Source organism: Neobacillus sp. MER 74 (assembly GCF_023714155.1).
The window spans coordinates 125,490-138,972 of record NZ_JAMAUV010000009.1; the positions used below are offsets into that span (position 1 = coordinate 125,490).

A 13,483-nucleotide genomic window follows, 5' to 3' on the forward strand; every position below is an offset into this window, starting at 1 on the left:
GATGCTAAGCGTTCAACAGGTTTCTGGCGGATACACGAGCGAAGCAGTACTGGAGGAGATTTCTTTTGAAGTGGAAAAGGGAGAACTTTTTGGAATCCTCGGACCGAATGGAAGTGGGAAGACAACCCTTTTAAAAATGCTAAGCGGTATTTTACCAATCCAAAAAGGTGAAATCATTATCAACGGAAAACGGCTCCAGCATTACAAGGCAAAACAATTGGCCAAAATAATTGCTGTTCTGTCCCAACATTCCTCACAATCTTTCTCTTATACGGTGAAAGAGACCGTTTCACTCGGGCGTTATGCCCATCAAAAGGGTTTGTTTCAATCATGGGGTTCCGTCGATGAAGAAGTTGTTCAAAGAGTAATGAAGCAAATTGGTGTTTCAAGATTCCAAAATAAAAATATTCAGGAGTTATCAGGAGGGGAAAAACAAAGAGTTTTTCTTGCACAAGCTTTAGCCCAGGAGCCTGAAATTCTTTTATTAGATGAACCAACAAATCATTTAGATTTATCCTATCAAAAAGAATTGTTAGATTTCTTAAAACAATGGACATCAGAAAATCGTTTAACGGTCATCTCTATTTTTCATGATTTAAACCTTGCGGGGCTTTATTGTGACCGGCTGCTCCTCCTTGAAAACGGACGGATTAATATCAATCACATTCCGAATGAGGTCCTTCGTGAAGAACGAATCAGAGACGTCTACCATACCGACATTCAAAAACACCCTCATCCTAGAGTCGCTGCGCCACAGATGGCATTATTGCCAAAAGTAAATCACAACAATATCATGTTTACAATTGATGAGTCGAGGTTACAGATGTCAGAAGAATGGATTGAATTAACTTCTCCCATGCCGTTAAGAACCATGTCCTCAGGAGTAATTGGTTCGGGGACTGGATGGCATCAGTCGTTTGTGAATCGACATGTCAATAAGGATTACGAATGTAGTGACCATCGCAGAGAGATGGCCTTATTTCTAAAATCAAAAGGGTTTGAACCGTCGGAAACAGTGGGCATGATGACAGCAGTAATTTTGGAAGATGTTGTTTACAAAAGATATACGGGTACTGGCTTCTCGATATTTGTAGTGGTAACAGCAGGGGTTGGAAATGCGATTGATGCTTCCAAGAGTGAACTACATTCATTTGATATGGTACCTGGAACCATTAATACATGGATATTTATCGAAGGGGAGTTAACTGAAGAAGCCTTTATTCAAAGCATCATGACTGCCACTGAAACAAAGGTTAAGGCAATGAATGATCTAAAAGTAATGGATGAAGTGACCGGAACCTTCGCGACTGGAACCTCGACCGATAGTATATTAATTGCTGCTACCCAATCTGGCGAGGTGCTGGAATATGCAGGAACGATAACCCCATTAGGAAAGCTCATTAGCAAAGCTGTTTATCAATGCACGACAGAAGCGATTCAAAAATCAAGCAAAAGGAAACGAACATGTTAGTTTATCATTTAGCCGCGATAACCATTGCGTACATTATCGATATGTTTATTGGCGATCCACCCAACTGGCCTCATCCTGTTAAATGGATTGGTACAATGATTTCATTTCTTGAAAAACGATTAAATAAGGGAAAGTTTAAAAAATGGAAAGGGGTGGGAATGCTCCTTTTTATTTTACTCTTTGTTTATTCACTTGTATTCGTTGTAATTTTGGCAAGTTATCGTGTTCACCCATTTGTTGGGATACTAATAGAAAGTATCATTATATCAACAACTATTGCTCAAAAGAGTTTAAAGGGAGCGGCACTAGAAGTCTATCGACCATTAAGTGCAGGGGAACTTTCTGAAGCGAGGAAAAAACTTTCTTATATTGTTGGCCGTGATACAGAAAACCTTGATGAGGGTGAAATTGCTCGGGGGGCAATTGAGACGGTGGCTGAAAATACATGTGATGGGGTGACTGCCCCCATGTTTTGGGCACTCATTGGCGGGGCACCACTGGCGATGGTTTATCGAGCCACAAATACATGTGATTCAATGGTGGGCCACATGAACGATAGATATAAAGAATTTGGCTGGGCTTCTGCAAAATGGGATGATGTGATGAATTGGATTCCCAGTCGATTAACAGGCATGACCATGCTGATTGGAAGTCGACCAGAAAAGACAGGTTTTAGGCAGGCATGGATGATTTTGTTCCGTGATGCGAAAAAGCACCCAAGCCCAAACAGCGGCTGGGGAGAGGCGGCTGTTGCAGCTATTTTAGGGATCCAGCTAGGTGGTATCAACTATTACAAAGGAAACTTATCTAACCGCGCAAAAATGGGTGACCCGTTTCAAATAATCCAAGCATCACAGATCCTTGGCGCCAATTCTATTCTTAGCAGGACGGTTTTTCTGTTTTTACTACTATTATGGATAGGGGGAATACTCATTGAGTTGGCCATCACATGGATCGAATCCGCAATATTTATATAAAGCTATGGGGTTAGCGCTCCCAAAGAAGTTTATTGATTTTAGCGCAAATATAAATCCACTTGGTCCACCACCTTCACTAAAGGAAAAGTGGGTGGATTTTTTTCGAGAAATTCATGTGTACCCAGATCCGTTTGCCATAAAGCTTACGGACATGATTTCAAAAGCAGAACAGACCGAGAGGGATACTATTTTAATTGGCAATGGTGGAGCAGAATTGATTACGCTGCTTGGTCGAATGCTTGCTCGCAAAAGAGTCCTTCTCGTCGAGCCGACTTTTTCAGAATATGAAGAAGTATGTCGGGTCAATCAATGTGAAATTGTTTATCATCAATTAATTGAGCCAGACTTTACATTGAATCTTAGTGATTTACGCTCTAGTCTAGTAGATGTGGATGCTTTGTTTTTGTGCAATCCTAATAACCCAACCGGTATTCACTATCCATTGTCAACAATAATCTCGATTATAGAAGAGTGTGAAAAACGAGATTGCCTTGTCATCTTAGATGAAGCATTTTTTGATTTTTTAATCGAATATGAATCAGTTGTCCCATACATAAACAAGTTTTCAAATTTAATCATTATTCGCTCATTGACAAAGATGTTTGCGATACCAGGTATCCGCTTGGGATACTTAGTCGCACAACCAGCAATAGTTTCAGTTCTGAGCAAGCTCCAATCTCATTGGAGCACTAATACCATTGCGTTATTAGCTGGGGAGCTTTGTCTTCAAAACGAAGCTTTTATTAAAGAAACACAGGAATATATTGATTGTGAGAGAAAGAGGCTTTTTTCTTTTTTTTATCACAATAACTATATTGCTTCGTCATCTGATGTAAATTTTTACTTACTACAGGACCCGCATTTACAGGATCAGTTCACATTATTTGAGTTTCTTCTTCATCAGGGCATCATTCCCCGCCATACTTTTAATTTTCCAGGCTTGGATGGAAGATGGCTGCGTTTTGCTATAAAAGGTCATGAAGAAAATAATCAATTAATGGAGGTGTTAGCTAAATGGCGGAATCAACATTCATCTTCATAACGGGTGGTGTGAGGAGCGGGAAGAGCAGTTTTGCAGAGAAGCAAGCAATAAAATTGGCAAGTAAAACTGGTGGTCGACTTTGTTATCTTGCTACGGGTGTTGCTTCTGATCCAGAAATGCAGGAACGAATTGGAAAACACCAACGGGATCGCTTAACAGGGGGCTATCAGTGGAAAACATATGAACAGTCCGTTCAAATAGGAAAGATAGCAAATGATTTTAAAGCCGAGGATGTGGTTTTACTAGATTGTCTTACCACACTATTAAATAATGAACTTTTTTCTTCGGAGCAAAAGTGGGATGAACGATTTTTAACCACCGTTAAAGATACGATCCTCACCGGGATTACTTCTATAAAAGAACGTGTGGGAACGATGTTAATCGTGAGTAATGAGGTTTTAAATGAGTCCCTCTTTGGCAATGAGATGGTGTTCACTTATGGGCGCTTACTTGGACAAGTCCATCAGTACTTAGTCAAGGAGGCGGACCAAGTGTTTTTAGTTGAAGCTGGAATTCCGATCGTTATCAAGGGGGCTATATCATGAAAGGACTCATGATTCAGGGGACAGCTTCAGATGTGGGCAAAAGTTTAATTGTCACTGCCCTGTGCCGAATCCTATCTAACGAGGGGGTAAGTGTTACCCCATTTAAATCGCAGAACATGTCTAATAACTCATATGTAACGAGAGAAGGTAAGGAGATTGGAAGAGCTCAAGGAATTCAAGCAGAGGCTGCTAGAACAGAGCCATCGGTATGGATGAATCCGATTCTATTAAAGCCCCGTTCCGCACAGGATGCTGAAATTGTTTACCTGGGGAAAGCGATTGAGACCCTTTCAGGGCGCGGGTATCGGGATCACTTTTATGAAAAGGGATTAGCAGTGATTAAGGAATCCCTACAGCATCTTGCTGATAAATATGATGTAGTGGTAATCGAAGGAGCCGGCAGTCCAGTTGAAATTAATTTAAAGGACCGCGAACTTGTTAATATGAAGGTGGCCGAATTGGCGGATATACCAGTTGTCCTAGTTGCTGATATTGATCGGGGCGGAGTGTTTGCAAGTATTGTTGGCACGCTTGAATTACTGGAACCTAATGAAAGGGAAAGAATCGTCGGTGTGATTATTAATAAATTTTGCGGTGATCTCAGCTTATTTGAGGACGGAGTTCAGTGGATTGAAGAGAAAACAGGTGTGCCTGTATTAGGTGTATTGCCGTTTGTGGAAAATCATATGATTGATGGCGAGGACTCATTATCGATTAGGACCCAATTTGCCTATCCGAAAAAAGGGACACTAGATATTGCTGTCATCCACCTCCCGTTTATTTCAAATTATAGTGACTTGGAGCCATTTTTATTTGAAGAAGATGTGACAATTCGCTGGGTCAAATATGCAAGTGAATTCGGACAACCTGATGCAATTATTATACCTGGTACAAAAAGTACCATCAGTGATCTGCAAAATTTAAAAGATAAACAGTTAGATATTTTAATCAAAAAACATGTGGCAAATGGTGGTTTTATTTTAGGAATCTGTGGTGGGTATCAAATCCTTGGCGAAGAATTGATTGATAAATCTGGCAGCGACACAAATATTCCTAACTTTCATGCTAAAGGATTAAGTTTGATCCCAGCGACGACTACTTTTTATCAAGATAAAGAAACTAATCCTGTCAATGCCCAGTATCATCAAGCTACTGGATTGCCTGCACATCAACGGTTAGAGGGCTATGAAATCCATTTAGGAAAGACTACCTTTTCTAATGAGGCTAAACCATTTTTAACCTTAGCCAACGGGGATGATGAGGGGTATTTCGGAAATGACGGTCAAATCATTGGTACATATCTTCACCATCTTTTTCATAATGATGAGTGGAGAAATCAATGGTTAAATATGATCCGGAAAAAGAAAGCACTGCCAGTCCAAGGGGTCAAATCTATTAGCGAGTATAAAGATAAACGATTTGATATTTTGGCAAATGAGATGAAAAGTCACTTTAAATGGGATCTGATGAAAAAGCTCATCCATCAATGGGGTACAAAATGATGAAGTTCTGGAAAGGTTTTTTAATCGATATTCAATTTTTTACGGCAATCCCGATCAAATTAGAATTGCCAATGGATCAGGAACATCTTAAAAAGGCAGTGCAAGCATTTCCGCTGGTAGGATTACTACAAGGGATCATTTATTCAGCATTCTTCTATTTTTGTTCGGAATTCACTCCATTTAGCCATCTTGCTTCAGCCTTCTTGCTATGGCTGGCAACAATTTTCTTGACGGGAGGAATCCATCTCGATGGCTGGATGGATGCGAGTGATGCTTTTTTTTCCTATCAGGATCAAGAGAAAAGGCTTGAAATCATGAAGGATCCTAGGACAGGTGCATTCGGAGTTCTATCCATTTTAGTTTTATTAAGTTGTCGGTTTCTTTTTATTTATGAAAGTACAGTGAATGTTGAAAACACATTTTATATCATTATTGCAATGATTCCATTTTTAAGTAAAAGTGTTATGGGAGTACTGTTGTTAACCGTGAGGGCAGCCAAAAATGAAGGTCTCGGAGCGTTGTTCCAAAAAGCAGCGAAACCGCAGTCACTTTGGCCGTATCCTTTTTACCTAGTCTGTCTACTGATTTTAGTTAGTTTTTTTAGTAAAGAATTCTTCATTATAGGTATATTAATTCTGGCTTCAGCCTGTTGTACATTTCTTTTTCGCCGAAAAGCTATGAAATGGTTTGGGGGTATTACCGGGGATGTTTTAGGTGCTGCGGTGGAAGGGATTGAGTTACTATTATGGATGACCGTGTGGTTATTGCACTATTTCGTCATGGAGTAACCGAAGAAAATAAACGAAAAGCCTATTTGGGCTGGAATGATTCCCCCTTATCACCTGAAACAAAGGATCGGGTCAGTTCAAAAAATTATGAGCATTATTATTCTAGTGATTTGCAAAGATGTGTTAAGACAGGAGAAAGATTATTTTCAAATGCTAGTATAAAACTTATCAAAGAATTACGAGAAATGAATTTCGGTCAATGGGAAGGGAAAACGTACGAAGAATTAAAAGAAAATGTTCACTATCGCAACTGGCTGAAAGCTCCTAATTTACATATTCCGCCAAAAGGTGAATCGTATCAGGAATTTACCCAGAGGGTAGACTCTGGCTGGACAAAAATTACCGACGAGGTTCTTAGATCAAACCTAAATAGCTGTGCGGTAATTACTCATGGTGGAGTTATTCGTTATCTGTTATCTAGGTTTGCACCGGACCGAAAAGAATTTTGGGCCTGGCAAGTAAATCATGATCAAGGGTACGAACTCATTTTTGAAAGAGAAGCACTAAGGAGAGGTGAACGATGCATTTTATTATTGGAGGTGCCTTTAACGGCAAAAGGGCATGGGTAAAGAACACCTATAGCCGTTATGAGAATAAACATTGGGTTTCAGCCTATGATGGCCACTCTATCCCGAAAAATCTAATTGATTTCGACCAAAGAGTTATCATACTTGAAGGGGTAGAAATTTGGCTAAAAGATTTAACTGCGAGATTCGATGCCGATAAGTGTCGGGAATTCTGGGCAAATTGTTTGGAGGAATGGGACACTTGGGAAAATACAGCCGAGCCGCGTAAGTTAATTGTGATTGGAACTGATATTTCCAAAGGAATTGTTCCAATGGAGGCAGAAAATAGACGATGGCGGGATGTAACTGGTTGGGCTTATCAAGATATCGCCTCCAAAGCAGAAAAAGTTGACGTCATATGGTATGGATTAAACCAAACAATAAAGTAAAGGGGAATGGAGAAGATGAGAATTTACACAAGAACAGGTGATAAAGGAAAAACGAGCATCATCGGTGGAAGAGTAGATAAAGATGATACCCGCGTTGAAGCATACGGTACAGTGGACGAAGTGAATTGCTTTGTCGGTCAGGCTATTCAAGAGCTAGACCCCCATTTATTTAAGGACGTGCTGGCCGATCTTGAAAAAATTCAACATGAATTATTTGATTGTGGCGGGGACCTTGCAAATGTGACGGCAAAGCGAGAATTAAAACTTCACCAAGAATCTATTGATTACCTTGAAAAGAAAATCGATGAGTTCATTGAAGAAGCGCCTGAGTTAGAGCGATTTATTTTACCAGGAGGAACCAAACCATCAGCAACCATTCATATCGCTAGGACAGTGACTAGACGTGCAGAACGATTAGTTGTTAAGTTAGTAAAAGCTGATCTGAAAACATCTGAAGTTGCGTTGATGTATCTAAACCGTCTATCAGATTATTTCTTTGCGCTGGCAAGAGTAATCAACTTCCGATTAAAGGTCAGTGATGTGGAATATGTTCGCAGTGCCAATGTGTTTAGAGATGGAAAGCGGAAGGAGGAAAAGTAAATGAAAGGAAAATGGGTTAGCGGTCTGGCCATGTTAACGGCATTGTCTGTGGTCGGAGCTATGATTAAGATTCCAGCGATAGTCGGGAGCGTCGCACTGGATGCATTCCCTGCACTTTTGGCATCAGTTTTGTTTGGGGCAGGGGCAGGTGCAATAGTGGGGGCATTTGGGCATCTAATATCGGCATTAATTGGTGGGTTCCCATTAGGTCCCTTGCACTTTTTAATTGCTGGCGAAATGGCCCTGTTGGTTTGGGTTTTTGGGGTCATGTATAAAAATAATAAATTTTTAGCATGTGTTGTTTTCATCATTGGAAATTCCTTGGTTGCTCCGTTACCATTTATTTATTTAATGAATGTAGGATTTTATTTGGGGATTATTCCTTCCTTGCTCATTGGTTCCGTCATTAATACGGTCATCGCAATGGTTGCAATTCCCCGTCTCAATTCACTTGTATCTCATAGATTGCACAATCAGGATGTTAAACAATGAGGGATATCGTAACCATTCCTTTTAGTGAGGGGGACTCCCTTATTATTGCATGTGATAATAGCGGAGCCATTGGAATGAAGGCGCAGGACCATGTTCATGTCTCCTATGATACGGTCGCTTATTACGCATTCAGAGTTGCCGTAATGGAATGTATTGCAGCAGGAGGAGAACCTGTTTCAGTGCTGCTCCATAATTTTTGCGGTAATGAACCATGGGATCAGTTAGTTAGTGGAATAGAAAAGGGACTGTCTGAACTAAAGTTATCAGATGTAAGGATAACTGGAAGTTCAGAAAGTAACTTTCAACTTCTGCAATCTGCGATAGGGTTAATGGTCTTGGGAAAGAAGTCGTCTGCTAAAATAACTGATCTTGCTTTCACTAAACACTTGAAAATAGCTGTTATTGGTTTGCCGCTAGTTGGCAACGAAGTGATCGAACTAAACGACCAGGTTGCACCGCTAGCTATTTTTCATGAGGTGAGTTTGATTAAGGGAGCAATGCTGTGGCCGGTAGGTTCTAAAGGGATCCTGTATGAACTCAATCAAATGTACCCAAATGAAATGATAACACAAGAACGGGTGGTTACTACTGTTGATATCATTAAATCAGCTGGCCCATCCACCTGTTTCATTGTGTGTTTTCAACCCGATCAAGAAGAAATTATCCGAAAAATCACAGGGGAATTGTTATATACCATAGAAATAAGAAAATAGCACCGTCAGGGGTGCTATTTTCTATTACTGCTGAATTCTTTCAATGAGAGAATTAACTCCCTTGCCAACCTTATATAATACTTGATCCAATTTTTCTTTCCAACCTGGAGCATTTTCTTTGATCTTTTGCCCGATTTTTTGAGCATTTTCATTTAATTCTTTGCTTATTTTCTTTGCCTGTTCATTGATACTCTCCATTGAAGTGCTTTTTCCTGCGAGTTGGTCATTGATTGAAACAACATCAAAACGCTCTTTAGGAAGATGTTGAACGGATTTCTTCATAATCTCCTTAAAGATAGGCACCACATTAGCCGAGCTAGGACTTGGCAAGTAATGTTCCCGATCGGTTTGGTCAAACCCTATCCAGATGGCGCCAACCAGATTTGGCGTATATCCCACCATCCATTGGTCCTTCGTTCCATTAATATTATTAAAAGGCAGCTGGGTTGACCCTGTCTTTCCGGCTATTTGGACATCAGGGATACGAGCTCGCCTTGCAGTTCCTGTTTCTACTACATTTAAGAGCATCGCTGTCATTTCATCTGTGACTTCTTTTGATGTTACTTTTGTGGTTTTTGCTTCATGCTCCGCAATCACATTTCCAGTTGGACCAACTATCTTAGTAATTAAATGACTGTCTTCTCGTTTTCCGCCATTTGGGAAAGTTGAAAAGGCGTTAGCCATTTGTAAGGGGGAGACCCCTGTACTCATTCCGCCCAGTGCAATGGCGAGGTTCTTATCTGCTTTTTCGACAGGGATACCGAACTTTTTCAATGAATCGATTCCCTTATTTAAACCAATCTCATTTAACAGCCAAACTGCAGGGATATTCAGTGACTTTTCAAGCGCCTTGTACATTTCAACCTTTCCTTCGTAGGTTTTTGAAAAATTCTCTGGTTTATAATTTCCGAACTTGATGGGTTTGTCGACGAGCTCGGATGAGTACTTGTAGCCTTCTTCAAGGGCAGGTGTATATACTGCCAGTGGTTTGATTGATGAGCCAGGCTGTGCTCGTAATTGTGTTGCCCTATTAAAGCCTCGGAATATATGCTCACCACGTCCTCCAACTAGGGCACTCACTCCGCCTGTTGCAGGGTCCATTAGAACAGAGCCACTTTGAACAAGTTTTCCCCCTCTACTGCGCGGGAACAAATAGTCTTCACTATACACTTTTTCAAGATCAGTCTGAAGATTTTGATCCATCGCTGTGTAAATTCGATAGCCTCTAGTTAGGATTTCTTCTTGGGTTAAACCATATTTATTGATTGCCTCATTCAGGACTGCATCCACATAATATGGATATTTTCTTTCCACATTGCTTCCGCCGCCATCCTTAAGACGGATTTTTTCTTTTTTCGCTTTGTTATATTGTGAACTAGTTATCATCCCTTGTTCTTTCATTTTACTTAATACAGTATTTCTTCTTATCATAGCTAAATCGTAGTTGTTATATGGATCTAGGTAATTCGGTGAATGCAGCAATCCGGCTAGCATTGCGGCCTCACTGACAGAAACGTCTTTAATATTTTTATCAAAATATTTTTTTGAAGCGTTACTGATACCCCAGGATCCGCTCCCGAAATAAACCTGATTAAGGTACATCTGTAAAATCTCGTTTTTTGTATAAACTTTTTCAATTTTTACGGCTAAAAATAATTCCTCTGCTTTTCGCTTATAGGTTCGTTCAGGAGATAGGAGGGCATTCTTTGTTAACTGCTGGGTTAACGTACTTCCGCCGCCCGTGATCCTGCCCGCAAACAAGTTACTGAAAAAGGCGCGAGCAATACCCTTAATATCAAAGCCGCCATGCTCATAGAATCGTTCATCTTCGATTGCCACAACCGCATTTGGGATATACTTTGGGAGCTCCTCGATATTTACACCCTTGGTCCGATTAGTGGCAACATTACTTGCTATTTTCCCTTTTTTATCATAGATAACGGTCGGTTGACTGAGCCCTTGCTTTAGTGATTCTACATTTGCTCTCATCGCAATCCAACCGAAGTAAAGAATGGTTGATAAAACAACGACTAGGATTAGTAATAATGATATTTGTGTTAAATGTTTGTTCTTCCAGAAACGAACAATCTTTTCCCAATATGGATGCAATTTCTCCATGTGATCTCCTTACTTTCAAAATGTAATTTTCATTCATTATAAATATTATCAATCAAAAAGACTAGTAAAAGCCCATATAGCAAGTAATATTCCCATATGTAACCAAAAAAACTTAAGTGAATCCAACCAGTTATAAAAAATTTTATTAACTTTGTAGGGGTTAAGTGAGTAGGCTTCGTCTATTAGGGTGAAGCGATTGGGAAACAGGAGGAAATTATGATTACAATTAATAATTTAAGTCATGACTTTGTAATTGGAAAGAAAGGACAGCAAACGGTTATTCCAGTACTGAGAGATATTTCTTTTAGTGTAGAAAAGGGTGAAATCGTCACTATTGTCGGGAGAAGCGGTTCTGGAAAATCGACGCTCCTTAACTTGATTAGTGGTTTTATTCATCCGAAAGAGGGTGAAATTTGGATTAGCGGGGAAAAGGTTTCGGAATTAAATGAATCAAGATTCGCGGATTTCCGAATTAATCATCTAGGATTTATTTTTCAAAGCTTTCAATTGATACCGAGCATGACCGCTTTTCAAAACGTAGAATTGCCGTTGATTTTAAAAGGTGTAAATGAAAAGGAAAGAAAAGTGCAAACCGAAAGTATGCTGCAAAAAGTGGGATTGCTAGATTACCAGGATCATTATCCTGGAGAGCTGTCAGGCGGGCAGCAGCAGCGGGTAAGTATCGCTCGTGCCTTAATTGTCAATCCCCCGATTATTCTTGCCGATGAACCAACAGGCAGCCTTGATAGTGAAACAGAGGAAGAGTTATTGAAATTCATTAAAGAATTAAACAGAGATTTGGGAATCACCTTTTTGATTATCACTCATGATGACAAAGTGGCTGAGATCGGGAAACGCAAGATTGAGTTAATAGATGGCCGCATGGTTGAGGAGGTGCTGGTATGAAACTAAGAGATCAATTTCGCTTCGTCCGCCAGAATATGAAGAAAAATAGAACAAGAGTATTTATGACGATTCTTGCCACAGCGATGGGTTGTGCCTTCTTAATTGTACTCGCTTCAGTAGGGTTTGGATTACAGAAATCGGTGGTAAAGGAAATCACCGAACGAAGGGTCATAACCCAAATTGATGTTCATGGTAAGGAAACAAAAGATGAAGGGGTTTATCGCGCATTAAATGATAAAGATGTCCAATTGTTTGAAAAGATAAACGATGTAAAAGCGGTGACAAGAAGGAAAATGTTACAGCAGGAGGGTGTTTTTTCAATTGGAAAATATCAAGAATCGGCACCAACCTTTGTGGCGAATTTTCCAGCTGAATTAAAAGCTGGTTTTGAATTATCGGAAGGGCATTTGCCAAAAGGGAAAAATGAAGTGGTCATTGGCTATAATTTCTTAACTAATCTTGCTGACAAGGATGCGGGCGAAGATTTGTATAATGAAAAAGGACAGATTAAAGGTGAGTATCTCTATAAAGGAGAGTTACTTGGAAAGGACATTGTATTAACTGTCCAACAGTTTAAAGAGGGAAAACAAATAGAAAAAAAGATCCCATTAAAAATAGTGGGTATCTCTAAAAAGCCAACAAAAGAATGGGCACAGGATAGTAGTGTCTTTATTTCTGATGAGATGTTAACTGAAATTGAGAGGTTTACGGGGACACCCAAAGGATACATGTTGGATATTAATACAAAAGAGATACCGGAAGATCTTGTAAACAATAAAAATATGTATGATGAAGTAAAGATTTATGCAAAAAACATGGAAGCAGTCCAAAGTATCTCTGACCAATTAAAAGAAAAGAATTATGCAACATATTCTGTTGTCAATGAATTAAAAGAGGTCAATATGGTGTTTATGATTGCAAAGGCTGGCCTTATATTTATTGGTACAATTGCTATTCTCATTGCTTCCATTGGTATTTACAATACGATGACGATGGCGGTGACTGAGCGGGCCCCTGATATTGGCATCATGAAAGCAATCGGTGCCAACCCGAAAACCATTAAACGAATCTTTCTGCTTGAAAGCAGTTATATTGGGCTAATCGGTGCTCTTATTGGGACGATCGTTTCGTATGGAATTAGCTATACGGTAAATTTTGCCATTCCATTAATTATCAAACAGGCGTTTGGCCAAGAAACAGAATTAGACCTAATTTTTAGTGATATTCCGCTTGTTTTACCGATTATCTGTGTGGTAATTTGTTACGCTGTAACTATCATTTCAGGATTACGCCCAGCACAGCGCGCAACAAAGGTTGATGTCTTAAAAGCTATGAGAAGAGAAGTGTAATGTAATGAATAAAGATTAAAACCTT

The 13,483-nt window shown here is 39.7% G+C and carries 14 protein-coding genes; 13 read left to right on the forward strand and 1 reads right to left on the reverse strand.

Annotated elements, in window-relative coordinates; genetic code table 11:
- Position 1 precedes the first annotated feature (1 nt).
- Genes M3610_RS16460 through M3610_RS16510 form a run of 11 tightly spaced genes read left to right on the forward strand, consistent with a single transcriptional unit; the run spans position 2 to position 9,085 of the window.
- On the forward strand, positions 2 to 1,471 hold the full coding sequence (locus M3610_RS16460) for an adenosylcobinamide amidohydrolase (RefSeq protein WP_251460687.1): 1,470 nt from the start codon (positions 2 to 4) through the stop codon (positions 1,469 to 1,471).
- Positions 1,465 to 2,448, forward strand: a complete 984-nt coding sequence (gene cbiB / locus M3610_RS16465; protein WP_251460689.1) for an adenosylcobinamide-phosphate synthase CbiB — start codon at positions 1,465 to 1,467, stop codon at positions 2,446 to 2,448. Before M3610_RS16460 ends, cbiB begins: the two co-directional genes overlap by 7 nt.
- Positions 2,405 to 3,490 (forward strand): threonine-phosphate decarboxylase CobD, encoded by a 1,086-nt coding sequence (cobD, locus tag M3610_RS16470; RefSeq protein WP_251460691.1) that lies wholly within the window; start codon positions 2,405 to 2,407, stop codon positions 3,488 to 3,490. Before cbiB ends, cobD begins: the two co-directional genes overlap by 44 nt.
- A complete protein-coding gene (locus tag M3610_RS16475; protein WP_251460693.1) occupies positions 3,463 to 4,035 on the forward strand; it encodes a bifunctional adenosylcobinamide kinase/adenosylcobinamide-phosphate guanylyltransferase in 573 nt (190 codons plus the stop codon). The genes cobD and M3610_RS16475 overlap by 28 nt, the downstream gene beginning before the upstream one ends.
- Positions 4,032 to 5,537 carry a cobyric acid synthase gene (locus M3610_RS16480; RefSeq protein ID WP_251460695.1) on the forward strand — a complete coding sequence of 502 codons (1,506 nt, stop codon included), beginning with the start codon at positions 4,032 to 4,034 and terminating at the stop codon, positions 5,535 to 5,537. Before M3610_RS16475 ends, M3610_RS16480 begins: the two co-directional genes overlap by 4 nt.
- Positions 5,534 to 6,325 carry an adenosylcobinamide-GDP ribazoletransferase gene (cobS, locus tag M3610_RS16485; RefSeq protein ID WP_311315833.1) on the forward strand — a complete coding sequence of 264 codons (792 nt, stop codon included), beginning with the start codon at positions 5,534 to 5,536 and terminating at the stop codon, positions 6,323 to 6,325. The genes M3610_RS16480 and cobS overlap by 4 nt, the downstream gene beginning before the upstream one ends.
- A complete protein-coding gene (locus tag M3610_RS16490; RefSeq protein WP_251460697.1) occupies positions 6,283 to 6,894 on the forward strand; it encodes a histidine phosphatase family protein in 612 nt (203 codons plus the stop codon). Before cobS ends, M3610_RS16490 begins: the two co-directional genes overlap by 43 nt.
- Entirely contained in the window at positions 6,846 to 7,280 is a 435-nt protein-coding gene (locus M3610_RS16495) for a bifunctional adenosylcobinamide kinase/adenosylcobinamide-phosphate guanylyltransferase (protein WP_251460699.1), read from the forward strand. The genes M3610_RS16490 and M3610_RS16495 overlap by 49 nt, the downstream gene beginning before the upstream one ends.
- A gap of 15 nt (positions 7,281 to 7,295) precedes the next feature.
- Entirely contained in the window at positions 7,296 to 7,880 is a 585-nt protein-coding gene (locus tag M3610_RS16500; RefSeq protein WP_251460701.1) for a cob(I)yrinic acid a,c-diamide adenosyltransferase, read from the forward strand.
- The gene (locus M3610_RS16505) at positions 7,881 to 8,372 is read left to right on the forward strand and encodes an ECF transporter S component (protein ID WP_098575324.1); all 492 of its coding nucleotides are present in this window, start codon (positions 7,881 to 7,883) and stop codon (positions 8,370 to 8,372) included.
- The gene (locus M3610_RS16510; RefSeq protein WP_251460703.1) at positions 8,369 to 9,085 is read left to right on the forward strand and encodes an ATP-binding protein; all 717 of its coding nucleotides are present in this window, start codon (positions 8,369 to 8,371) and stop codon (positions 9,083 to 9,085) included. Before M3610_RS16505 ends, M3610_RS16510 begins: the two co-directional genes overlap by 4 nt.
- A 24-nt stretch (positions 9,086 to 9,109) precedes the next feature.
- Here M3610_RS16510 and M3610_RS16515 read toward each other — a convergent pair whose 3' ends face one another.
- Positions 9,110 to 11,203 carry a transglycosylase domain-containing protein gene (locus M3610_RS16515; RefSeq protein ID WP_251460705.1) on the reverse strand — a complete coding sequence of 698 codons (2,094 nt, stop codon included), beginning with the start codon at positions 11,201 to 11,203 and terminating at the stop codon, positions 9,110 to 9,112.
- Positions 11,204 to 11,419: 216 nt separating this feature from the next.
- On the opposite strand from M3610_RS16515, the gene M3610_RS16520 reads away from it, so the two are divergent.
- Positions 11,420 to 12,109, forward strand: coding sequence for an ABC transporter ATP-binding protein (locus M3610_RS16520; protein ID WP_251460707.1), 690 nt, complete (start codon positions 11,420 to 11,422; stop codon positions 12,107 to 12,109).
- Complete coding sequence (locus tag M3610_RS16525) at positions 12,106 to 13,458, forward strand: ABC transporter permease (RefSeq protein ID WP_098575328.1); 1,353 nt, start codon at positions 12,106 to 12,108, stop codon at positions 13,456 to 13,458. The genes M3610_RS16520 and M3610_RS16525 overlap by 4 nt, the downstream gene beginning before the upstream one ends.
- Positions 13,459 to 13,483: the final 25 nt, after the last annotated feature.